The sequence below is a fragment of the Anatilimnocola floriformis genome (genome assembly GCF_024256385.1).
Classification (GTDB): Bacteria; Planctomycetota; Planctomycetia; order Pirellulales; family Pirellulaceae; genus Anatilimnocola; species Anatilimnocola floriformis.
Map to the genome: position 1 here is coordinate 1373005 of NZ_JAMLFW010000002.1, position 26552 is coordinate 1399556.

The window sequence follows — 26552 nt, forward strand, 5'->3', positions numbered from 1 at the left end:
TTAGGTGGGATTGAACCGCTCGTCGATGCCCATGCCAGGCCGATTGAAATCGGACGGAGCGATGTTCGGGTTGTCGTCAGAAACGTCGATCGACTCCCAGCAGAAGTCATCGTCGCCGGTCCCGCCGATCAACTCGTCGTTGTCGCCGTCGTGGGTGATCGCGCCCAGCGTCGTACGCAGGCCGAACGTGCCCCATTGCGCGAGCAAGGTGAGGAGCGCGGCATCGTTGTCGGTGCCATTGGTGTAGGTCGCCGGGCTGTAGGTGCCCACAGTGGCCAGCGATGTCCACACGCTGTTCTCGTTGTCGACGCTGCCGCTCACCAGTATGTCGTTGCCATCGCCGGCATCGAGCAGATCGGCGCCCGTGCCGCCGATGAGTACATCGTTGCCCGTACCGCCGTACAGCTTGTCGTTGCCCGTACCGCCGGATAGCAAGTCGTTGCCGGTCGCGCCGCTAAGAATGTCGTTTCCAGCGCCACCGTACAGCCGATCATCGCCGTCGCTGCCATCGAGCGTGTCGTCGCCCTGGCCACCATAGACGTAGTCATTGCCGCCACCGGCGCTCACCTGATCGGCTCCAGCGCCACCGTAGAACACGTCGTTGCCGCCGAGACCGCTGAGGATGTCGTCGCCGCCGACTGGGCCATCTTGAGGCGTCGGATCGGTCGGATTGGTCGGAGCATTGTCGCCCCAGATAACGTTGTCACCGCTGCCGCCGTTGATCCGGTCGTTGCCGATGCCGCCGACGAGCCAGTCGTTGTTCGTCGCGCCGCTCAGCACGTCATCGCCATCCTCGCCGTAGAACTCGGCAGGGATTGTGAGGTTCGACTGCGTGATGTTGTCGTTCCCGCCGCCGCCGTAGATGATCGTTTTGTTCGTCGCGCTGTAGTTGGCAATGGTCGACGTGATGCGCAGCCGCACTTGATTCGGATTGCCAGCCGTAGGATTGCGCGTGAGTTGCACCAGATCGGCAGCACCCGTGGTGCGAGCAAACAGATCGCCCATCTGCACGTTGGTTAGCTTGCCTTGGTCGACCAGATTGATGTCTTCGATCTGCGTCCAAGTCAGCGGCTGAACAAATGTCGAAACCACCGCACCGGGCGAGAACGTCGAAACAACCAGCGGAGCCGAGTTCGGCACTGCCGTGACATCAAGATTGAGAACATCGCCGGGTACGTCGCTCACCGGAGCAGGCAAGCCGCTCGGCTGACCGCCGTCGATCGAGATCGCCGTGCTCGCGCTCGGGCGAATCATCCGCGTCGTATCGGGAACGATCAGGCCGACATTGGTGAAGCCGGTGCCCGTAAGCCCCAGCGGAGTTTCGCCGAAGACATCGTTGCCGTCGCCCGCGTTCGGATTGCCCGGAGCATCGCCATACAGGCTGATCGAATTGACGCCCGAAGGCATCATGTTCGGAGTCACGCCCACTCCGCTGCCACCGAACTGATCGGACGTGAACAGCAGGAACTGATCCGCGCCGGTCCAGCCGCTGAGGCTGACCGTATTCAGATCATGATTGTGCAAGGCTTGAGCGATGAACTTGGCATCGATCACATCGTTGCCAGCCGTGGCAGTCAGCGTGAGAGCATCGATATTGCGATAGATGATGTCGTCGACGGCGGCCGACGTGATCCCTTCGATGCGATAGTTCGGCGCGACCTGCGCCGCCGTATCGATGAGGATCGTGTCGCCCGTCAGATCGCCGCTGTCGATAATGATCAGCTGATCGTTGTTGCCGCCGATGTTGCCATCGCCACCATCGATGATTACCTGGCCGGCGATGTTGTCGACCGTGTTGCTGCCGTTGTACAGCTGGAAGATGTCGCTGCCGGTCCGACCGAGCAACGTCGCCGTGGCCGTGGCCGGCAGGCTTTGCAGCCGAATGGTGTCGGCGCCGGTATCGGTGACGACTTCGACATCGGCCAGATTGCGAGTGCTGCCGCCATCGAGCGTCAGGCTGGTGAGAGCTCCGCCGCCGATCGAGGGCGCGCCATCAACACCGATGGCGTTGATCGTTTCGGCGCCCGCACCACCGCGAACGGTAACAGTCTGGAAGCCGGCGAACGTGGTTGCGGCCACTCCGCCATCACCGAGCAACTGCGAAGCGCCCGGCATGACAAAGCCCGCGGTGCCGCCGAAGGCCGGAGTGTTATTCACCGGGTTCAGTGCATCGTAGAGTGGAGCCGCAGGATCGGCGATGTTGGCGAGCGACAAGTTCGCCGTAGCCGCCGTGCCGCTCGCATCGATCAGCAGGCTCGAGCCCGCGCCGTTGCGATCGAGAATGTGAACACTCTCCAGATTGACGAACGTTGCGGCCAGGCCGATGGCAGGACCGGCTCCGGCTTGCACGCTCAGGTCGCCAGCGCCGGCAGCCGAGCTGTCGGAGAAGTAGGCGACGTTGCGGGCCGTTGGCAGGTCGAGCACGATCGAGTCCGTGCCACCGCGGCCATCGAAGTAAATCGCCGGCGGGTTGGTCCCGTGCGGCAGCGTTCGCTGAGCGTTGGTGAAGGCACTCGAGACGCTCTTGCGCACGCCATCGATCGTTGGCAGCACACCACTACCGAGCAGCGCGCCCGTTTCTGTCAGCAGCTGACCACTAGCGAGGCCGTGAATACGAACCGAGTCGTTCGTCGCCGCGCGACCCGCGAACGTCAGGCTGTTCACATTGTCGTCGCCACCTTGGAAGATCACCGTGCCATCGAGTGCGACTTGCATCGTGTTGGCATCGAGCAGCTGCACGTCGAACACGTTGCCCGTTGCGAAGTTGTTCAGATCGAAGACGTGATTGACGCTGCCACCCAGCGAATTGCTCGTTTCGATCTCGCGATAAGTGATTCCTTGGAAGCCTGGAGCCGAGATGGTCGTATCGGGAACGCCATGGATCTCGGTCGCGATGCCAACCACACCGGTGAAATCGATATTGAGGATGTCGCCCGGCGGAGTCGTCGGGTTGTCACCTTCGATCTCGTAAGCCGTGACCGTGCTGATACGAATGTTGAACGTATCGCCCAGATCGGCAATACCACCCTCGGTGCCGCCAAAGTCGAAGCCTTGGATGCGAGTGGTGGCTGCGTTGATCGTCGCCGTGCTCACTGCGGTGCCAAGGTTGAATACATCGGCCCCGGCTCCGCCAGTGATGCGGATCTCGTCGCCTGCCGCGTTGAGCGTAGCGACCGTCGCGCCATTGGCCGTCAGCGTGTCGTTGTCGGCGCCCATGTCGATCGTGATGTTGCCATCACCGACGAGCGCCGTGCCAGCCGTGATCGTGCCAGCCAGTGTGACCAGCGAACCAACGCCGACATCCACTACCCCAGCATCGACCGTGAGCGAAACATTCGACGCGGCTTGAACCGTCGTGCCGGCGGGCAACGTCAGGTTATCGCCCGCGCTCAGTGCCACCGAGCCGCCCGTCGATTGAATGGTAAAACCGGTGCTCAGGTTGAAGTCCTGGCCAGTGGTTGCCGCATCGGTCGCCGACAGTGTGATCGCGCCACCCGAAGTGACGTTGCCGGCAACTGCGAGGCCGCCAGCCTTGTTCACGATGGTCGTCGTGCCGCCCAGATTGCGAGCCGCAAAGCCCGCCGTCACCGGAGCGATGTTCGACAGCGTGAGCAAGCCGCCCACCGTGTTGTAAATCGCAACGTTGCCGCTGGTGGAATTGTCGATCGACAAAGATGACGTTGCCGTTTCCAGCGAATCTGTGCCACCAATGCCAGCCGCAGCCGTGAGTACGATCGAGCTGCCTGTGATGTTGATCGTGCCGCCATCATTGCCATCGGCATCGTTGTCGGTGAGAGCACCCGCGGCGAGCAGCAGCGAGACCGCAGCCGTGCCGGCGTTGACGGTATTCAAGGCCAGGCCGTTCGACTCACGAATTGCGATGGCCGAGTTCGTCGTCGCGGCAGTCAGTGTAGTAACTGCCGTATCGAGGTTGATGCCGCCAGGACCCGTCGCATTCAGCAAGCCACCCGTCACGTTCAGCGTGCCGTTGCCGTTGTTGTCGGTGATCGCACCAGCCGCCAGTGTGAGCGTCACGTTGCCAGTGCCGGCGGCGACCGTGTTCACCGCCAAGCCGTTGGTTTCGCGAATGCTGATCGCGGCGTTGGTGCTTGCCGCGGTCAGCGTCGTGATGGTCGTATCGAGATCGATGCCACCAGGGCCAGTTGCATCGAGTAGCGCAGCCGTCACGTTCAAAGTGCCGCTGCCGTTGTTATCGGTGATGGCGCCAGCCGCCAGCGTGAGGCGGGTGTTCGCGGTGCCCGAGTTCACCGTGTTCACGGCCAGACCATTCGTTTCGTCAATTGTGATCGCGGCATTGGTGCTGCTCGCGGTCAGCGTAGTGATTGTCGTATCGAGATCGATTCCCGCTGCCGCTGTGGCGACGAGCAGTTGTGCGACCACGTCGATTCCGCTGCCAGAAGTCGTGATGCCGCCAGTCCCCGCGTTCAGCGTGGCCGTGCCGGCCGCACCCGTCGTCAGCGTGGCGTTCACGGCAATCTGCTGCGAGTTGATCGTGAGGTTGCCACCCACGGTCAAAGCCCCAGTCGCCGTCACCGTATCGGTTCCAACACCCGTGCCAAGCGTGAGATTGGTGATGCCGTGAGCCGTCGTGCCCGAGCTGATCGTCACCGTGTCGTTGCCATCGACGGTGGTCGTATCGATGTTGACGTTCGTCGTGTTTCGCAGGTTGATCCCTTCGAAGGCCACGCCACCCGAGCTGCCCGTCACTCGCAGAGCTGGCAGGAGGTTCGTATTTGCATCCAAGCCATCAGCGATGTTGATCACATCGTTGGCGTTGGGGAGCGTGATGTTCACCGTGCCGAAGCCGAACACGTCGAGGACTGGTTCGAGTTGGCTGAAGGTGATCGTATTCTGACCGACGATCGTCAACACACCGTTGTTGTCGTTGGCATCGACCACGCCATCGACCGTGTAGTTGGCGGTGAGGGCACTCGTGCCATTGACCACCAGCACGTCGCCGTCTTGCGGATCGGCGCCAGCCGTGAGCGGAATATTGTGATTGCCGCCGTTGTAGGTGATTTCCGGAATCGGATTCACACCGGCGTTGACGATCATCACGTCGTCGCCGTCGAGCCCATTGAACACGACGGGTACCGTAACCAAGGCATTCTGAACGGGCTGAGCGTTGAGCTGATAGGTGTAACCGCCCGGAACCGTCGTGATGATCAGCGTGTCTGCACCAGACGTGCCGTAGATCACCAACTGATTGTTCAGCACCACATCGTTGCCGTCGCCACCTTGGTACGTGATGTAGTACGTGCCGTTGGCGGTGACGATTGGCGAAGCTTCGGGCAAGCCGTTGAAGATGCCGTTGACCGGGTCGGTGCCCGCGTTGTTGATGATCACGAACGACTGCAGTGGCGTGGTGGGAACGACATACGATCCCGTAACGCTGAGCGTCGCGTTGTTCAGATTCACCGTACTGGCCGGAGTTGTGACTGCAAGCTGATCGTAGTCGGTACCCGCAACCGTGCCATTGATTTGAACTGGGAAGATGCTGAACGGATTGAGCGTGAGGGTGCCAGCTTCCGTCAGGATTGCCGTGTTGTTGGTTCCCGGGCTCACCGTACCGCCAGGAATCGTCGCAGTGCCGGTCACCGCGGTGACCGTGCCGCCAATCGTGCCGCTGCCACCGAGAGTAGCCTGTTGAGCAACCGTGTAGTCGGTGGTGGCGCTCGTCGTGCCATTGACCCATAACGTGCCTTGCGACACGGCGACATCACCGGTGAACGTATTCACCGTCGGTGCTGCAAACACCAGCGTGCCGTCGTTGAGCTTGGTCAGATCCGCGCTGCCACTGATTACGGCAGCAATCGACAGATCGGCGCCCGTGGCCAACTTGGCGACGTTGAATTCGCGACTCACGCTGCCGAGGGCCAGCTTGCCGGCCAGCGAAGCCGCAGTCGCGCCCGTGCCAGTCACATCGAGATAAAGATCGCTGTTGAGCGTCAGGGTAGCCACACCGGTGTTGATCGCCGTGGCATTGGCAGCTGCCGTGCCACTCGTGAGGGTCAGCGTGCCGACCGTATCGCTAAAGCCGTTCATATTGAGAGCGGCGTTGCCGAGCAGCACGAGGTTCGAAGTATCGGGCAGCTGATTGGCTTGCAGCAGGCTCACGGTCGCGCCGGAGCTGACCGTCAGGCCGTCGCCGAACGGCGCGACGCCGTTCTTATTGAGTGCCAGCGTACCAGCGTTTACCAGCGTGCTGCCGGAATACGTATTGGCTCCGCTGCCCGACAAGGTCAGCGTGCCGTTGCCAATCTTTGCCAGACCAACATTGTTGGCCGATGTCGCCAAGGTGCTGATCGCACCCGACAGATTGAGATTGCTCACAGTCTCGATCAGCACATTGCCGCCGAGCACGCCATTGGCGAGCAACACTTGGCCAGACCAGCTGTTGTTGCCTGCCGTGCTCTGCAGCGTCGCTCCGCCGTTGACCGTCGAAAACACGCTGCCGTTGAGCGTAAGGACTTCGTCGGCAATCGCCACGGCAGCCCCACCGTTGCTGTTGAGTCGCAACGTGGCATTGGCAGCTACCGTCGTTCCATTGGTCGACGAATTCGCCGTCGGCGGAACTGGAGCAGGAACCGCATCGACCGCACCGAGTGCGAGCGAGTTGCGAAGTTCCAGGGTGCCGAGATTCACCACCGTACCGCCGGAGTAAGTGTTCACTTCGGTGAGCACCAGCGTTCCCAGGCCGGTCTTTGTCAACATGCCCGCAGTGGCGCCACCACCGGTGATGGCGGCGTTGATGAGCAGATCGGCTGCGTTGCTGCCATCAGCGACTGCAAACGTGTGTGCCACGTTCGAGAGATTGAGCGCACCGTTGATCACCGACGAATTGGCGTTGTCATTCACAAACACGCTGCCAGCCATGTTCAGCACGCCGCCGCCGGTGTTGATCGTGGCGCCATGCAGGGTGATGTCCGTCACATTGCCAGCCGTCGAGCGACCACCCAGATCAAGCGTTGCGCCATCGAGCAAGCGAATGTTCGAGCCGTTACCAAGCTGATTGTCAAACGCCGTCGTCACACCCAGGCCCGTGGCCGGAGCCACATTAACCGTCAGGCCTGGATTCACCACCAGGTTGCCGGAAGGAACTGCAGCCACCGCAGCGGTCTTCGCCAGCGTCAGGCTACCTTCTACCAACATGATGTTGCCAGTGTGACTGTTGGCGCCCGAGCCCGAGAGGATCAAACCACCGGCCCCAATCTTCATGAGGCTGGTGCCCGTCAGCGAGCCGTTTACCGTCAGCGTGCCAGCCTGCACATTGACCGCCGTCGCCGAATTGTTGAGCGCGATGTTGTTGGCCCACACGTTGCTGCCGCTGACGTTGATCAAACCGCCGTTGGGCGAGTAGTCGAGGAAAGCGAGCAGCGTGAGCGGAACGGCCACCGTCACTCCGCCATCGAGCCGCATCGCGGCGTTGTACTGAACCGTCGCACCGCTGGAAGTTCCCAGGGCTGCGCTCTTGGCCGCGGTGATGCTACCTTGGCCGATGTTGACCGCGCCAGTGAAAGTATTCGCTGCAGCGCCCGACAAACGCAGGTCGCCTGCGCCGCTCTTCATCGGAGCCATGCCGGTGCCGGAAATCACTCCCTGCACATCGAGCACGTTGTCGGCGACGACGAAGCCGGTTTCGGCCGTATTCGACAAGCCGATCGAAATCACATTGTTGCCACTGCTGCCGACCATCGCAGCGCCGGTCAGCGCTTGCGTGCCAGCGCCGCTCACCGTGACGCCGCCGCGTACGAGCAGTGCGTTGATGGCGGCGGCCGAGGCTCCGCTCGCATCGTTGGCGGTGATCAGCACATTGGCATTGGCTGGAGCGGCGCTCAGTGCGCCGGTGTAATAGCTGCCAGCCGGCAGGGCTTCGATGCGGAAGGGACCCGCCCCCGTGACCGTTGCCAGGTCGAGTTGATTTGCCGAGGAAGTCACCGTGGCCCGAGCCACAATGCCGTTCGTCACCGTCGGCGTGGCGGTAAACAGAATCTGATTGCCTGCACCCAGATCGCTGCCGCTGCCGACAAACCGAACCGCTGTGTTCGCCGTGGCGGGGAACGCACCGGTGAACGTCAACGCATTCGTGCCGCCGCTGGTGCGCGATTCGATGGCGTTCGCGGTGCCGCCGGTCAACGTCAGCGCACCGACCGTTTCGGTGCTACCTGCTGCATTGCCGATATAGACCAACTTGCCGTTGTTGAGCGAAATGCCCGCGGCATCGGCCAGCCGATTGGCAATCGGGCCGGCCGTGTCGTTCACTTCCAAGCTGCCGTTATCGATGATCGAAATGGCCGTAGCACCCGTCATCGTCGACGTGCCGGTCATTTGCACCAGGTTGCCGTCCACCGTGAACGTGCCGCTGCCCGTGATCGGTGCTTGGAACTCGAACGTGCTCGTCGATCCGCCGTTGATCGTCGTACCGAACGTCGCCATGTTGTACGTGCCGCCGAAGATCAGCTTGGTGTTCGGTGCACCACGCAACGTGGGGCTGCTTGTGGCAACAGTGATCGTTCCACCGATCGTGTGCGTTCCCTTCAGCACGCGAATGTTGCCGTGGTTGTTGCTCGTCATACCGCCGGCCAGGTTTTCGGTCGCACCCGTGCCGCCAGTAATCGACATCGAGATCACACGGCTGGTGCTCAGCGACGTAGTCGTATCGAGCTCGAGCGTAGCGCCCGCTGCCGAGATGTTGATCGTGCCGGTAGCAGCGCCATCGAGAGCATTCGGATTGCGAATGGCCACAATGCCACCACCGATGGTCAGAATGGTTCCCGTATTGGTGTAGGTACCAACGCTATTGAGCACCAGGCGGCCCGAGCCTGCAGTCGTCAGCGCGCCGGCCGTGCCACCGCCGTTGACAGCAGCGTTGATCACCAGTTCATCCGAACCAATCACACCGACAAAGGTGTTGCTGAGCAACGGATTGATCGAGCTGCGATCAGCCGTGGTGACCGTGCGATTACCGTTATTCAGATTCAGAACCACGCTCGCCGCAATCGTTGCTGCCGGCGAAGCGCCCATGGCGTTACCCGAGATACCAGCGACCAATTGCTGGGTCAGGTTGCCGTTCAGCGTCAATGTCGGCACGCCAGTCGAGCTGAAGACATCCGCGCTGGTGCTCGTACCGACCGACATGGTGAGCGCTGTCGCGATGAACGCAATGCCGTTCAAATTCAGTGCACCAGTGCTCGCGATCGACACCGTTGCCGACTGCCCGGCAATGCCGGTCACTGTTGCCGTTTGAGCATTGTCGCCACCCAGATCGGTGCCGATCGTCAGTGTGCCAGCCACGGCCACAGCGGCCGTCTTGGCCAGATTCACATTTCCTTGAGCGACGGTCACGTTCGCAACATTCGCCGCCGAACCACCCAGCGTCAAATCGCCGACGCCGATCTTGGTGAGCGTGCTAGCCGTGGCCAGCGTGCCATTGACCGTTAAGCCAAATCCGCTCGCGCCCGTATTCAGCGTCGCATTCGTATTCACCGTGATGGCCGTGCCAGCAGCAGCCACGCCAATCGTGCTTCCCGCCGTGGCATCGTCTGCCAGGCGGATGGCGCCCGTGTTGTTCACACCGCTGCCGTTGAGCACGATGTTCTCATTCGCGCCACCCACGCCCAACGTCAAACCGCCGGCGATTTCGAGCGTCGCGCCCGCGGCCACCGTGGTGCTCTGAGCAACCACGCCGAGAGCATCGTTGCTTCCCGCGCGGAGCACGCCTTGCTCGACCGAGATCAAGCCCGTCAGCGTGGTGCCGTTGGCGCCCGACAGGGTCAGCGCGCCAGGCCCACGTTTGCGGAGCGTATTGGTTGCACCCGCGAAGGTCACCGCGCCGCTGATCGTCAGCGAGTTGCCGTCTTCGACTTGTACGATGCTTTCGGTGTTCGTCACACCCAGCGTCAGCGGAGCACTGATCACCGATTGAGCCGAGCCCGAGCCATTCATCCAGATCGAACCGCTCGAAACCGTGAGGGCCCCAGCACCACTGATCGTGATGTTGTCGCCAGCGATGATCAAACCAGCCACCGTCTTCGGCGTGGTGATGACTTCGCTCTTCGTCAGACGGACAAAATCGGTCGCGGTTAGCGTCGGATCGTTCAGACTGGTCTTGAAGGCCGTTGCCGCATGCACACCAAAAGTAGTGTCGTGCACAGCTTCGCGGACAACGCCAGACGCTGTGGTCACACTGCCATAGGGCACCAACACAGGGGCCGCCGGAGTGCCACCGAGCGCCGTGAAGATCAACTTGTTGTCGGCCGAACCCAGATCGTCGTTCACGCCAACGAAGCTGGCAAACGTATTCGCGCCGCCGCGAGTCAACCCAGCGCTGGTCACCGTGTTCGTGCCATTTCCGGTGGTGGTCGAACGGAAGACGGAGTAGTTGCCCGTCGTCAGCGTGGTCGCGCCAAATGTTTCGCTGGAGTTCGCCGCATTGCCGATGTAGTTGAACACCGTCGGAATGCCGACCGTGCCGCCCGTCATCGTCAGCGTAGCCGTATTGTTTATGCGATTGGCATTCGGTGCGCCTTGCGAATCATCCACTGTCAGCGTCGCGCCAACGTTGGTTGCCGTGGGCAATGTCGAGATCACCGAAACGCTGCTCGTGCCCGCCAGCGTGCCGCCGTTGCGGAGCACTGTCTCGCGATTGTTGATCGTCGTGCTGCCTGTGTAGGTATTGTTCCCGGCAAGTGCGATTTTGCCCGTGCCGCCCGTTACCAGGCTGCCTTGAACCGTGCGGAACAACGTCGAATCACCCGGATCGGCCGGCAGGATGTAGTTGGCCGCATCGGTGCTAGTCAGATTGAGCGTGGTCGGGTTCAAGCCGAAGCCAAACGTCGCGAGCCAGTTGGGAGCACCCGCACCAACACTGCTGGCCACCGCGCCCGCGCCACCGCTGCCGTTGTAAAGCCGGATTTCGATGTTGTGCCAGCCATCGCCATTCGGGCCCATGCCGAAGTTGGTCGTGCCGCCGTTGGGATTGGCATTGGTAGTGGTGCCGGCTGCGGTTGAGTTGCCACCGGTCGTGCTACCGGTCGTGGTCGCCACGTTGAAGGCGCCGTTGTTCATCCGCAATACGCCGTCAATGGTCACCCGCGCAACGTCGTCGATGTTCTCGGCGAATGCGAAGATGCCATCCGCGTCAAAGAACTGCCCGGTGTAGACGTACGTGACGTTCACCGCCCAGGGAGCGATGCTCGTCCCGCTGAATGCTTCGCCCAACCGTACAAACAACTGATTCGGACCACCAGGACTCGAAGTCGTCGTGTCGATGGCGCCGCCGCTGCTCAAAAATGCTTCGGTCAAGCCCGCCGACGTGCCGTCGCTGATCGCGGCTTCCACGATCAGTTCTTCATCCGCCAGCGTATCAACCGCAGTCATCGCGCGAGCACCACCGCCGAGGCTCATCAAACCGGTGATCTTCGCACCGGTCGTAATTTCTGATTGATTGCCAGCGGCCGCGGTCACGGCAATGTTGCCCAACAGGTTAAGCGTGCCAGTGCCCGTCGACACCAGTGCGCTAAACGAAGGACCAATCACCAACGACAGGCCGTTGGCAGTTGCCAGCGTGCTCGAGCCAATCGGCGCTGCGCCGAAACCATCCGTCTTGTTGTTCAAATCGAGCCAGCCGGTGCTGTTCACCGTCACGCCGACAGGATCGGCAATGATGTTGCCGTTGGCAGCAGCGCCGTAGCGCACCACATCATCGAGTGGTCCGCCAACGTTATCGCCGACGGTCAGATTGCCGAGAATCAGCGATCCTGCACCAGCTGCGAGGTTGCGGTTCAGGAGCAACGTCCCTTCATTGACCGTCGTGGCCCCAGCATAGGCGTTGACCTGCGTGCCGCTCATTTCGAGCGTACCAGCGCCGGCCTTCGTCAAAGCACCAGCACTCGTGCCACCCAAAGTCGCGCCCAAGTTCAGATCGCTCGCAGCAGCCGTGTCGTTCACCGTAAACGTGCGGGTTGCGCCACCCAAGTCTACGATACCGGTCGGAATGCTCACGCTCGTGTTAGCCCCCGTGTGGCCGTACACAGTGACAACGGTCGTGGACAGCGTATTTGCGCCACCAATCAACACGTCAGCTGCCGCACCCACGCCGCTCGCCAGGTTGAGCGTCGTAATCAGTTCTGTCGGCACACCGTTCGTCGGTAGGAAGGTGACTGGACCCGTACCAAGCGAAACGACGGCCGAGATGGCGTTCACATCGGTCTTGGCGAGGGCCGCTTGGAACGTCACTGTGTAAGGTCCACCAGCGACGCCGGTCACGGCGACATTGCCTACACCAATCGACGGCAACGCTTCGAGCGCGGCTTGAATCGTGGCCCCGGTAGCCGTGGCCCGCACGATCGGTACGGTGAGATAGTTGTTGAAGTTGAGATAGAAGTGCGTCACGGCCGCAGGGACGGTGATCACATTCGTCTCGTTCGACCCGCTCGTCGAACCGCTGAGATCAAGTTGGCCGCTGCTAAGCACCGTGACTGCCACGCCGTCGGCAATTTGATTCGGTCCTGCCAGCGCGCCATAAGTCACCAGGTCGGCATCGTTGCCGCCCAGTGAATCGCCGATGATCAGGGCATTCGAAATGGCAATCGCCGCGCCCGATTTATTGAGCTGCAACGTTCCCTGATAGTGATGGAAGGTACCCGCGCCAGTGTTTGCTGTGGCGCCCGACAATTGCAGAGTTCCCGCGCCCGACTTCACGGTCGTAAAGCCGCCGTTCGCGAGCACGCCGGTCAGATTCAAGCTATTGCCGGTCTCGACGCTGATCACCGTATTGGCCACACCAATATTGACGTTGCCGTTCCAGGTGACATTACCATTGAACACGCGTAACGCACCCGAGTCGAAGCGGGTATTCGCTGCATTCACCGAACCCAGAATTCCCGTGCTGGTGATACCGCTGCCGTTGAGCGTCAATGTTTCGCCGAAGGTGAGCCCACCGTCGGTTTCGAGCACGCCGGTCGCGGCTACGGTCGTTGCTCCCGCGACGGTTCCCAAACCGCTGGCTTGCAGGATGCGCAGTGCACCGGCGTTGATGGAGAGCGCCCCGGTGTAGTCGCTGTTGTCGGCTGCATTGTTCAGCACCACGCGGCTGTTCGCCGTGGCCTTGATCAGGCCGCCGGCAGCAGCGCCGTCGCTGATCCGCGACGTGATCGTCAAATCGGCAAACGCGGCCGAATCGGCGACGGTCAGCGTCCGTTGCGTCGTGGCTTGATTCGGCGCGATCAACAAGATCGTACCGCCGTCGATCCGCGCACCACCCGCGGCCACACTCGGCGAAGCGCCAGAGAAGACCGTGACATTGAGATTGGCGCCGAGCACCAGCGTCGTTCCCGCTGCCAGGCTAATGTCGCCCGCAGCCGTACCGTTGCCGATCACGAGGGTCGGAGCAGTTTCGAGCGTTTCGCGGCCACTCAAGCCACCGTCGGTAACCGTGCCGACCGAGGTAATGCCCGTGCCGCCCGAAAGCGCCGTCGTGCCGTTGGCCACCGCGAACGCTAAGGTGACGTCCGTTTGATTCAGGAAGGTGACGGTGTAAGTCAACTGGTTGGTGCCGGAACTGAAGAAGTTCACTCGCACACCACCGAGCGCGGCGACACCCGGCAATGCATTCAACGCTGCTTGCACCGTCGCGGCGTTCGCATTGAAGGCCAGGTTGGGCGTGACATCCGCGCCGACGGTGACAGTGAACTGCCCTGCCGTGGCGCCGATCGTGAAGGTTCGTTCTTCGTTCGTCGTCGAAGCAGCCTGCGCAACCGACGTTCGGATCAGGCTGGTGGTTTGGCCAACCACGGTCACGGTGTGGGCAATCTGTTCGCTGCTGCTCAGCGTGAGCGTATCCATTCCCGCGCCCATGTTGTCGCCAACCTGCAACGTGCCGCCGTTGAAGACATCCATGCCCGCTGTCTTGTTCAGCACGAGTTCGCCGTCGTTCACCATCGAAACACCGGCCAGGAAATTGGTCGCATTTCCAGCGAGCGTCAACGAACCGGCGCCGACCTTGTTGATGCCGCCGACGTTGGTGACGTTGGTCATCGTCCCATTCAGCGTCAACGATGCTCCGCTGTTTGCGCCAAAGCTCAGCAACTGATTCGTACCGGTATAGGTGAAGTTGAACGGAGTTTCGCCCGTTCCCCACGTCGTGTTGCCGCTCGTCGCCACCAGGCTGCCGTGTCCCTTGCCGAACGACTCTTGTTCACCGATGAAGCCACTTCCTTGACCTGAATTCGTTGTCAGCACCAGGTTCTTGTTGCCGATGGCCAGGTTGCCGTTGGTCTCGATGGCAGCGCCCGCCGTAACGCTGACCGAGTTCGTATTCCCCTTGACGATTTCGCTTGCCACCGGAGTGGCGGTTCCGGCCACAACGCCGAGCGTGGCGACGTCAGTTCCAGCCAGCGCCCCGCCGAATTCGATGAACCAGTTCACCGTGCCGGGGATGCCCGCGTTGACCACGCGCGTCACCGTCACCGAACCACCCACGCCGCCGATGCTCGGCAACGCGTTCAGCGCGGCTTGCATGGCTGCAGCCGTCGTCGTGTCATTGAAGCCAGCAGCGGTCGTGGTTGCGGCCTGACCACCCAACAGCGATGGCGCGGTGAACGACAACGCAAAGTTGCCGACCGTCGTCAATTGCAGCCGCTGCACTTCGTTGCGATCGATCCCCAGCGAGTTGTTGCTCGTCAGAATCAACTTGCCGGTGCTTACCGTCGTGCTGCCGGTAAAGCGGTTGTCGCCACCGAGCGTCAGCGAGCCGATGCCGGTCTTCGTGAGGTTGGCTCCCGCCGTTTGCAGGTTGGCGATGTTTTCGCCGAGCGGCCCATTGATGGCGACCGCAGTGTTCGGATCTTGCACCGCCAGGCTGACGCTCGCGACATTCAACACCGACTTTGCGGTCGAGCTGAAGGTGAGATCGAACGGGTCGTTGAAGCCGTTGACATCGACACCAGCGAACACATTCGTATTGCCAGTGACTGCCGAATCGCGACGCGCACCCAGCGTGAACGACGTGCCAATGAGCAGCGTGTTATCGATAGTCCGGTTGGACCCGTAAGCCCAGATTTCGCCGGCGCCAAGCGCCAGGCCAGTTCGGTTGCCAGCTGTACCCAGGGCATCCGCGCTGCCAACCGCCAGCACACCGGCGTTGACCGTCCACGCCGTTACACCGGCAGTCGTCGTGGCAACCGCCACCGTCGGTTGCGGAGTTCCTGCGCTCGTCAACGTGTCGCCGATCGCCGCTTGCATCAGCGGCACATCGATGCCAGCGAGGGCGCCTTGGAAGGTAACGGTGAACGTATAAGTCGGTGGACCTGCTGTGGCCACAGCAACCAGCGAATTGCCGGCACCGATTGTCACCAAGGCATCGAGGGCTGTCTGAATGCTCGCAGCCGTCAAAGCCGGAGTCGCACCGAACGGAATATCGCCGGTCAGTTGCCCGCCGTAGGCCAGCCGGAACGTGCCGCCCGTCGGCGAATTGGCGATCGTGATCGTTTGCACTTCGTTCGTGCCGGTCACGCTGTTCGAACCATTCAGAACCAGCACACCGTTGCCGGCCTTGATGAACGCGCCGCCAGTCACGCTGGAGACAGTCGCGTTGAGTACCAGGTCCTCGACCGCGTTCGTGTCGTTGATGGTAAAGGTGCGCACCGCACTGCCGAGAATCACATTGCCCGAGATGGTCGCCGTGCTACCAAAGGGTTGAATCGTGGCATTGGTCTGGAGAGTTACCGCACCAGCGCCCATGTCAACCAAACCGCCGGCCATAGTTAGGCCGCCAGTCAAGGTCGGACCGCTGCCTGCCGTGCCGCCAGTATTGATCACACTGCCGTCAATCACCGTGATCGATGTGAACGTATCGGCTTTGTTGGCGAAATCGATTTGACCATCGCGATTGACCGTGATGTTAGCGCCGGCGACGATCTGATCGCCACCTGCCGCAGCACCGTAGACAACACGGGCCGAGTTCGCCACGCCGTCGTTGTTGCCGATGAAGAAGTGCTTGTTGACGTTGCCCGAGGGCTTGTTCAATCGCAACGTACCATCGTTCACCACCATGCCGTTGCCGCCGCTACCGACGTTTGTAGTAGTGCCGCCAATTTCGAGCGTTCCAGCACCTTCTTTAATCGTGTAACCGGCAGTGTTGTTATTCGTCATACCGCCAGTCAGGATCAGCGTCGTCGCCGTATCGACAAAGTAGGTCGCATAGGCCGGATTGGCATTGAGTTCGGTGATCGCGCCCGCATGCGTGATCGTGCCGCCACCGATGGCTCGCAATACACCGCTATTGTCATTCAGATAACCGCTGCCGTTGATGGTCAGCGGTTCGGCGGCCAGAGTTACTGCGCCACTGAAGTTGAGAGCGAGTGCCGCGCCAGCATTAACCGTGGTCCCACCAGCGATCGTGCCGAGAGCGTTGATGTTCTGCGCTTCGACGACACCTTCGTTGATCGTCAACGCACCGCTGAAGGTATTGTTCCCGGCCAGTGCGAGCCGACCCTTCCGTTCCTTGCGCACGGCAGCAGTGCCAGTCACCGCGCTATTCACCGTCAGCGTGCCGCCACCACCGGTGGTCGTGCTGATGGTTGCTCCGCCGGTGACAACCGCGTTGTTGTTGACCTGCAGTTGCGGCAGGTCGGCGCCCATGAGAGTGCCGATAAACGTAATCGCAAACAGGCCGCCTCCAAGCACGGTAACCAGCACATTGCCGCTGCCGATGGCAGGCAGAGCCTCCAGCGCCGACTGAATCGCGCCTGCCGTCAATGTGGCGAGGTCCAGCGAAATCGTCGTCTGTGGCAGTGCCGGCGCGACCTGTGTACCACCGAGCGTGGGAGCCGGAGACTGGCTGGTCGACATCGGCATCGTCAGCGTGATCGTACCGGTCGATCCACCGGTGACCGTCAGCTGCTGTGTTTCGCCACGACCTTGGGTGGCAAATACCGGTGCAACTGCTGCAAAGTTGAGCGCGCCAGCGCCAGAAATTGCATTGCCGACGATTTCACCACCAGCGTTGTAGACGTACCCGCTGCTGATGGTTGTGCCCGCTGCGTTGGTTGTCACGACCACGCCGTCGCCAGAGACGAGCAGGACGTTCACGGTCGTCGCCAAGGTCGTCGCCGCGGTGGCCTTGATGTTGTTGCCGCTGGCATAGTCCGCGGCCAGGAACTTGCCGAAGCTGATCGGCGTGCCGTTCACGCCATCGAGATCTTTCACCAGATCGACGGTGCCGGTGACGGTGTTGGTGATCGTCGCAAATGCAAACGCCGCAGTGCCGGTGCCGGTTCCGGCTGGAACTGTGCCGGTGAAGCGTACTTCATGCGAGCCGATCGCGAAGTCGGCATTCGTAAACACGTTCAGGGTCGCGGCGGCATTCGCCGTCAAACCATTGAACGTCAGCGCGGTCGAGCTTCCGCCGCCAGCGCCGAGATCCGTGCGCAGATACGACTGCGTGTTGGCCGCCAGTGTCATCGCCCCGAGCAACTCGGTCGAAGCGCTGCCGCTGTTTCCCACGTACCAGAGAGTACCACCCGACATATTCACGGCAGCGGTATCGCGGATTCGTGTGACCGAATTTGTAGCCGAGTTGTCGATCTTCAGCGTGCTATCGGCATTGATCGTGATCGCGCTGGTGTTTGCCAGATTGCCGTTGCCCGACAGCAACAGCGTTCCGCCCTGTGCATTGATCGTCGTCGTGCCGGAGTAAGTAGCGTTGCCGGTGATGTTCAGCACGCCGCGACCCGCCTTGGCCACGCTGGCTGCTGGGCCAGTGGCGCTGCGGAAGAGATTCTGCGTACCGTTGTCGATCGGCAGGAAGAAGGCGTTACCCGCGGTGCCGGAAGTGCCCAGCACGATCGTGCCATCGGGCGCGATACCCACGCCGTAACTGTTGGTCCAGCCGTTGGCTGCGTTTGCGCCACCGCCGCCGCCGGTGTTGGCCACCCGAATTTCAATGTTGTGCCAGCCGCCACCCACACCTGCGCCAAGTGCAATCAGACCTGACGTAGTCGAGGTATTGCCGCCTTGCGTATAGACCAGCGCGCCATCGATGAAGACGTAAGCGTTGTCGTCAATGTCGGTGCCAAACGAGACCAGGTTGTCGGCGTCGAAGAACTGCCCCGTATAGACCCAGGTTTCATTGACATTCCAGGGATTCCCGGTACCGCTGGAAAACGCCGAGCCCATCCGCGGCAAAATTCCAAATCCGCCGCCCGGGTTAGCCGTCGTGGTGTTGTTCGCAGCCGCGATTCGCCCTTCCACCAGACCTGGGAAGAATCCGCCGCTCGACTGCAGATCGCTGATTGTCGCCGGCACGTTCAGCGTGGCGCCAGTGTTGACAATGAACGTTTGCGGAGCGTTGAACTGCCCCAGCGAGTTCGAACTCACCAGCGCACCAGTCAGCGACAGATTGCCACTGATGTTGGCCGCAGTCGCGGTGGGATACGCAGCCGTGGTGCCCACGCCGCCGAACGGATTGGCGTTGACAGTCACGTCGCCATTGATCGTCAGACGGCCAGTTCCTGTTTGCACGTCGGCAGCCTTCAGCCGACCAGTTTCCATCGTCAAGGCATTAATGAATTCCGACTTGCTGTTCGTGGCCAGATCGAGCAACCCCGATGTGGTGACCACGATATTCGCCGTGCCTAAGATCTGATCTGCACCAGCCGTCGCGGCCCAACGGAGAATATCACTTCCTCCTTCGTCGCCAATCGTCACGGCTCCAGTGCCGGTCGCATTGGGCTGGAACACACGGCCGGCGGTGTCTTGCTTATTAAGTAGCAGCGTACCTTGATTGATGAAAGTTCCGCCGGTGTAGTTGTTGCTGCTCGTGCCGTTCAGTTCGAGCGTGCCGGCGCCGAACTTCGTCAAAGCAAAGCCGCCCGTGATGAACGAGGTGCCGCTCTGAGTCAACGTGTTAGTCGCCCGATCGACGCCAATCACAGCGTTCGCTGCGAGCGCGATAGTCCCGACAAAAGCGTTGCTGTCGGTCACGCCGCGATCGATCATCCGCACCGCGCCGGTGGGAACGCTGTTGAAACCCAAACCGCTGATCGTCAGCGGTTCGCTGATCGACACTCCATTTCCCGCGATTTCGAGCGCCGCACCCGCAGTCACCGTGGTGCCACCGCCACCCGCGACGGTGACCGCCGCGGCAGTGCTATTCGTCACGGCTCCCGCGGGAGTCACGGTAATCACGCCTTGGTTGAAGCCCGACAGCGCGCCGCTGAACGTGAGTGTGTAATTGGCAGTTGAGCCAGTTACGGTCGAAGTGACGGTTACAGGACCCCCGCTGGGGCCGACGAGCGCAGCCATGACCGGCAAAGCATTGATGGCGGATTGCACCGCTGCCGCCGACGGCGGCGTCAAACCGTTGAAGAAGACCGAAGTGGATTGCTGACCGCCAAACGTGATCGAGAACGAGTTGCCCTGGCCGCCGTTGCTGACGGTCGTGGTGGTCAACGTCGATCCACCGGTGGTTGCACCCTGAGCGATCTGCGCTGTGTTGGTGGTCGCCAAAGCATTCTTGAAGACGACAAAGAACGGTCCGGCATTGCCGCCAAGCACCGACACGTTGCCGCTCAGCGGCGCGATCGAATTCAAACTGGTTGTGACTTGTGCAGCCGTCGGCGAGGTACCCGTCGTAAACGTCAAGGCCGTCCCCAGCACACCGCCGTACGAAGGAGTCACCGTGCCGCCCGAAGTGCCGCCGAAAACCAGCGACTGCAGTTCGTTGCCAATGCCGTTCGAGATTGCGGTGATACCCGCGGTCGCCGTCACCGCAGTGGCAGTCAACGTTGGCACGTCGACGTTGGCCAACTCGTTGTTAAAGATCACAACAAACGGACCGCCGGTTCCACCCAGCACGGTCACGTTGCCGTTCAAGGCAGGAATCGTATTCAAGTGCGTTTGCAGCGCGGCTGCCGTCAAACCCGTGAAGGGCGCGTTCAGAACAGGAGTCGCGGTCACGGTGACCGCACCCACTGTCAAGCTGTAAGCAACCGTTCCGGTCGCACCGGCCGGAGCCAGCGTTTGCACTTCGTTCCCTTGACCATCCGACACCGTCGCAATGGTCAGTGTCGAACCACCAGTGGCGGCTCCTTGCACCAGGGCGCTGACGTTGGCCTTCGCCAGGGCTGCGTTGAAAACGACCGTGAACGGTCCACCGTTCGCGCCGATCACCGTCACGTTGCCATTCAGCGCAGGAATCGAATTCAAGCTCGCCAGCACCGAGGCTGCCGTCGTCACACCGGCTGTGTAAGTAATCGCCGTCGTTGCGTTCACGCCGAAGAACTGCGGCGTGACCGTGCCGCCGCTCGTGCCGCCGAGCGTGAGCGTTTGCACTTCATTGCCGCCGCCGTCGCTGTTGGTCGAGGCCGCCACCGTGCCGCTGACACTGAGCGCCGAGACCGTGAACTGCTGCAGATTGGCGTTAGCCAATGCGCCGGTGAACGTAATCGTATAGGTGCTGCTGTTCACAAACGCTGCCGTCGCGTTCCCCGCGCCGAACATCGTATTGAGCGCGGTTTGCAAGCTGGTGACGTCCGCAGCGCTATACGTGACCGTGGCCGACAGATTGCCGTTGTACGTCAGCGTGAACGTCCCGCTCGGACCACCAGCAAACGTCAGCTGCTGCACTTCCGTGCCGGTCAGACCAGCAGAGGCAGTCACGCCGAAGGTTTGCACAGTGTCGATTCGATTGCTGAGCGCGTTATTGCTCGCGGCTCGGAGAATACCTTCCTGAACGTTCAACACACCATCGAAGGTGTTATTTCCCGAAAGGATGAGCACACCTTCGCCGTCGGCGGTGCCGCCGCCGGAATTTTTGGTGAGCGTTCCCTGCACTGCCGTGGTGGGCGTATCGATCACGTTGCCCGAGATCTCTGTCACTTCATTGGCGAACGTGCGGAAGTTGACAGTCTGGTTGCCGAGGTCTAGCGCGGTGTTTGCCGCTTGCCCCAGCCACGCGACATGCGCAGCACCGGTGTGAATGACCGTTGGGATTTGCGTCGCCGTGGGTAGATTGAGCGAAGAACCGACGTTGATGATGAAGGCCGTCGCAGCAGCGACGTTCGTGGTGCTGACCGTCACCGAATTGGCATACGTAAACGTCGGCGTCGGCAAGGTCGTGTTCGGCAGCACGCGCTGACCCACGGTGCCATAGACGATGTTCGTGCCGGCCCCGGTCGTCGTGGTAATGTCCACGGCATTCGGCAGCACGATGCTGGTTTCGTTGGTTCGCAACGAAGCGATATTGGTCAAATTCTGCGCGTGCCGGATCGATACGCCGCCGGTTCCCAGAGCGTTGTTCGCTCCCACCGCAATCGAGTTGACGCCCCAGTTGCCGGACGTAAAGGAATTGATGATCGTGCCGCCGCCGATCGTCGTTTCGGTCGTTGCCCCGGGAGCTGCAATGGGAGCCGTCGTTCCTGCCGCGAAAGTCACCACCGGCAGGTCCCGCTTGGCGAGTGCGCCTACGAAGGTGATCACATACGGCTGAGCCGCGCCCGCGCGAGTCACCAGCACGTTGCCCGCGCCGAATAGATTCGTCTGCAGGAACGTCTGCAGGGCGGCTCCGGTGGTGTCGCCCGTGCTATTGAACTGCGGCGTGGTTTGCCCGCGGAAAGTGACGGTGAAGTTGCCGTCCGTCGGCACGGGAATCGTTTGAACTTCATCAAAGCCGGCATACGAATTGGAATTGTTGGTCAGCAGCAACGTCGCCGCAGTCCCGACCTTTAGAACCTGGCCGTTGCTGATCAAGCCGCTGACTTCCAGTTCGGCTTGGCCAAGTGCGGAATCGGCGACATTGAACTGCCGCCGTGCGCCACCCAAATCCAAGCTGGTGGCAATCAACGCGCCGGGCGAATTGGCGACCATGCTCGCCGCACTGCCACCCGTACTAGCCACAATGGTGCTCGTGTCGTTAGCGCCGGCGAGGATCAGCGTGCCGTTGTTGATCGTCGCCCGGCCACCCACGCTGGCGAACAGTTGCAATGCATTGCCAGCCGTGTTGCCGATGGTTTCGGTCTGGGCGTTCAAGTCCATTCGGCCGGCGTTGGTGACCTGCAGCGTGACGGTGCCGGTCGACGGAATCTGTTCCGATTGCAGCCAGCGGATCACGTCCGCATCCTGACCACCCAGGTCGTTGCTGGCGCTGAGCACCAAGGAAGTCGCACCGACGGCATTCACGCCAGCTGTCTTATTCAATTCCAAGACACCTTCGATCACCCGGAAAGTGCCGTTGGTGAAGGTGTTCGCATTCGCTCCCGAGAAACGCAGCGTTCCCGGCAACAGCTTCTGCACGACGTTCGTCGTCAAGTCACCCGCAACCACGGTATTGAGATTCAGCGAAGCACCCGTATCGACGCCGATGTTCGTGGCGCCCGACAACGTGATGACACCCGCCGTCGCAGTCGCTCCTGCCCAGGCACTGGCCCCCGAGCCCGGCACGGCCACCAAAGCCCCGCGTGTCCCGAATCCCGTACCCGTGATGGTTAGCAATTCGTCGTTGATCGTCACGCCAGCAAGTTCCAGCGTTGCGCCCGAAGCAACACTCGTCTGTGCCCCGGCTCCGACCGCGCCCAAGGCGCTAGCGTTTGTCAGTTGCGTTCGTCCGGCGCCGATAGTAGTCACGCCGGAGAAATTATTCACACCCGACAAGACCAAACGTCCGTTGCCTGCCGTCGTCACATTTTGCAAGTTCGCATTGAGGTCGCCATCGGTAATGGCGGCTGCAATTTCCAGATCGATCTCGTTGATCGAATCGCCCGTGGTGATCGTCCGCGTCGCTGCAGCGCCGCCATTCGTCTGCAAGGCCAGGTTACCGGTCACGCGCGGAGCGCTGAGGCTGCCAAACGTATTTCCGAGGTTGCTGACAGTGATAAACGCGCCATTGTTGATCGTCAGCGTTCCCGCGCCAGTGGTCACTTCGGCAGCGGTCCAACCATTGACGAGGGTCAGAGTGGTATTGATGGTGTCGCTGAAACCATTGAGATCCAGCAAGCCCGAACCTTGCACCGTGACCACATTCGTGTCCACGATCTGATCGTTGTTCATCAGGCGAAGAACGTCGGCATCAGCGCCGCCGACATTGTCGCCGACTTGAATCGGGAAGGCAGCGGTGAAAGCTGTTACGCCGGGGGCTTTATTCAGTTGGAGCGTTCCTTCAGACACAAACGCGCTTCCACCCGTGAAGGTATTGGGGAGACTGCCGCCCAACTCGAGGGCGCCGGCTCCGACCTTGCGGAAGTTCAGCGGGTTGGTGCCGCTCAGCGCGCCAGTCAGCGTCAGCAAGCCGGCATCCGATCCCAAATCGATTTCGTTATTGAAGACCGTGTTGTTCGCGGCCGAGTACAGGTTGATATTGCCGCTCCACGAGTTGGTGCCCGCGATGTTGCGAATCGCGCCCGTAAAGCCGCTGGCCAGCGTCGTCGAATTCGTATTGCCGTAACCAAAGCCGACGCCGTTCAGATTGAGGGCTTCATCGCCCACGTTGACCGCGCCGCCGCTGCCGTCGATTTCGAGGGCAGCGCCCGACACAACCGTAGTACCTTGCGCAGCCGTGTTGTTGGCAGAGATACCCAGCGCACTGCTGTTGCCGATCCGCAGCGTTCCTTCGGCGACCGTCGTCGTTCCGGCATAGGTATTCGCACCGTTGAGCGACAGTGCACCAACGCCCAGTTTCGTTAGGCCCGCATCGCCGTTCACCACTCCGCTGAGCGTCAAACGCTGATTCACGCTCGGCGTGGCAATGGTCGCCGTTTGTCCGCCAAAGTTCAGCGGAGCCGAAATCGTGTTCGAACCGCCGAAGTTGAGCACCAGGCCAGAGCTCACGCTGATGGCCGAGGCGCCACTGATCGTATTGCCGTTGCCGACGATCAAAATCGCGTTCACGCCGGTCGGCGCGGCGACTGCTGCACTTGCCGACAGCTTCACATTGTCACTCGCCGTAGCGCCGGCCAGGCTCGTGAGCGCAGCCACCGGCGTGATGCCGACCAGCGCGTTGTAGCCGGCGAAATCCAGGTCCTGCGCGCCGCCCGTTTTCGTCCGAATGGCGGCGAACGGCAGAATGCCATTCAGCAACAAGTTCGTCGGCGGATTGAGGAACAACACCTCGGAATCAGCCGATCCCAGGTTGTCGCCATCGCTCGATTGTCCGTTGAACAGAATGAAGCTGTTCGCCTGGCGAGTAAGCCCGGCGAACGAAAGCTTCGTAGCCGCACTCGTGCTGTTCGTCGAAACGAGCGACGTGAAGTTCGTGTTCGTCTGCAACGTGCCGACGACTTCGTTCACGGCTGCTGCACCACCGACCAGTTCGATACCACCGCCGGCCAACGTCACGTTGGCCGAGTTACGCACGCGATCGGCAACTGTTGTCGTCGAGTTGTCGATGCTCAGCGTGCCGCCGAGATTGACCGTCACGCCCGAGGTATTCGCCAGTGTGCCGCCACCGGTGAGGAGAATTTCACCACCGGCCGAATTGATCGTCGTGGCTCCGGAGTGCAGCGCAGGGGCCGAGATATTCAGGATGCCGGTGCCGCTCTTAGCCAAAGCGAGCCCAGGAACCAATTCGCCCACACCGCCGGCGAATTCCAACGTCACGGCGTTGAAGACAGTCATCGTAGCGCCAACGACCATGTCGAAGGCGCCGTTAATCCGCAGATTGTTGCCGCCCGAGAGACGCAGATCTTGTGAGATAAATCGATTGGCCAGCGTTCGCGCGCCGCCGTCAGTAGCAATTTGCAGAGTGTTGGCGGGATAGACAATGCCGGTTCCCAACGCGGTGTTGCTGCCAACCGTGAGCGCAGCTTGGTTGAGCGTGGGGTTATTATCGATGTAGAAATTGCCCGACAAACCGTTGTTGCTGCCCGAGAGGAGCAAGTTACCAGCCCCCTGCTTCCGCACGTCGGCAGCGCCGATCAGGTTCGCCGAAATGATCGCATCGACCAGCAATTCGCCACGATCGGCAATATCGATCAACCGCAGGAAGTTGCTGCCCAAATCAATCGTGCCGCCGCGAATTTCCGGCGCGCGGAACACATCGGGATTGGCTGGCAAACCAGCAACGTCAACCGTCGCCGCCGTGGCGATGTTGCCATTCACAACCAGCGTCGCACCGCCGAGTTCGACAGTGCCTGAAGTGACGGCCAGCGCAGTCACGCCATCGGCAGCGCCGATCGTTTCGTTCCTGCCGCTGAAATCGAGCAAGCCCGAGCCGTTGACCGTGACCAGCGCGTTGTAATCTGGCACTTGATTGGCGGCCAACCAGCGCACCACATCGCTGCTGGCAAAACCACTTTGAATATTGTTGTCACCAGCCGTCAGCGGCCCCGACAGGGCGTTCACGCCAGCCGTCTTGTTCAGCTCCAGCGTTCCTTCGCTAACCGTCGTCGTGCCGGAGAAGGTATTTGCCGAAGTCCCCGCCAGCTGCAGTGTTCCCAGGCCCGTCTTGTTAAGGCCGACGTTCACAAAGCCCGTGCCATCAACGATGGTGGAACTAATCGTCAGATCCGTTCCCGCTGCGCCATCGGCTACTTGGAACGTGCGAGTCGTGGCCGTGGTCGAATTGAACAGCTGCAATCCCAACGTCCCGCCCGTGATCGAGGCGCCGGTCGGATTGCTGCCACCCAGCGCATGCACCGTCACGTTGCCATTGATGGTGGCCGAAGCGCCGCCGAGCGAGATGTCGGCAGCACCATTGGGACCGACCGACATGTTGACTGTGCCCAGGATCTGATCGTGACCGTTCAGATCGATATGTCCCGTGCTGGAAATCGTGAAAGTATTGCTCAGCAACTGATTGTCGCCACCATACTTGAGCGTGGCAGAATTTCCCGGCGCGTCGTTGCCGATTGTGAAGTTGGCGCCAGTCGCCCCCAACGCGTTCACGCCGGCGGCCTTGTTCAGAAACAGGGTCCCTTCGATCAAACGAGGTGCGTTGGCATTGGTGTTCGGGTTCACGCCGCTGAGTTCCAGCGTACCGCCACCGATCTTGATGATGTCGCTGCTCGTGTTCTGCACACCGCTCCAGTTGATCGACGTGCCGGGATCGGTATTGATCAGCGTCCCCGAGAATGTCGTAAAGCCAGAGTTCGGCTGCAGCGTATAGGCGTCGAATGTGGCGAGCGACGTGAGCGAGATCGCGCCAGTGAACACGCTGTTGCCGCTAGTGCTGTAGAGCGCGCCCGTGTTGTTAGGACCACGTCCAAACAGCGTCACGGCTTCGCCCAGCACATTCAAATTGCCAGCCGTTTGCAACTGGCCGCCGTAGTTGACCGTCGTGGCGCCCGCGGGCGAACCAAGGGCCGCGGAGTTCGTGATCTTCGTTACACCTTGATTCACCGAGAACGAACCGTCGAATTGATTCGCGTTCGAGAGCGTCAGCGTTCCTTCGCCGAACTTACCGATCGCGCTGACATTTGCGGTGCGAGTGAGAATGCCGCTGATCGTGCCGCTGCCGCCGGCTTCGGCGTAGATGGCAGCGCTGGCATTCGGCGTTTGCACGTACGGCACCGCGAGCGTCGAAGTGCCATCAAACATAA

Annotated in this window: 1 protein-coding gene (running past one end of the window); it reads right to left on the reverse strand. The window is 61.3% G+C overall.

Annotated elements, in window-relative coordinates; translation table 11 throughout:
• On the reverse strand, positions 1-26552 hold the 3' portion of the coding sequence (locus M9Q49_RS30155) for an autotransporter-associated beta strand repeat-containing protein (protein ID WP_254513017.1). 2641 nt of this gene lie beyond the right edge of the window; only the last 26552 of its 29193 coding nucleotides appear in the window; the start codon falls outside the window, past its right edge; it ends in the stop codon at positions 1-3.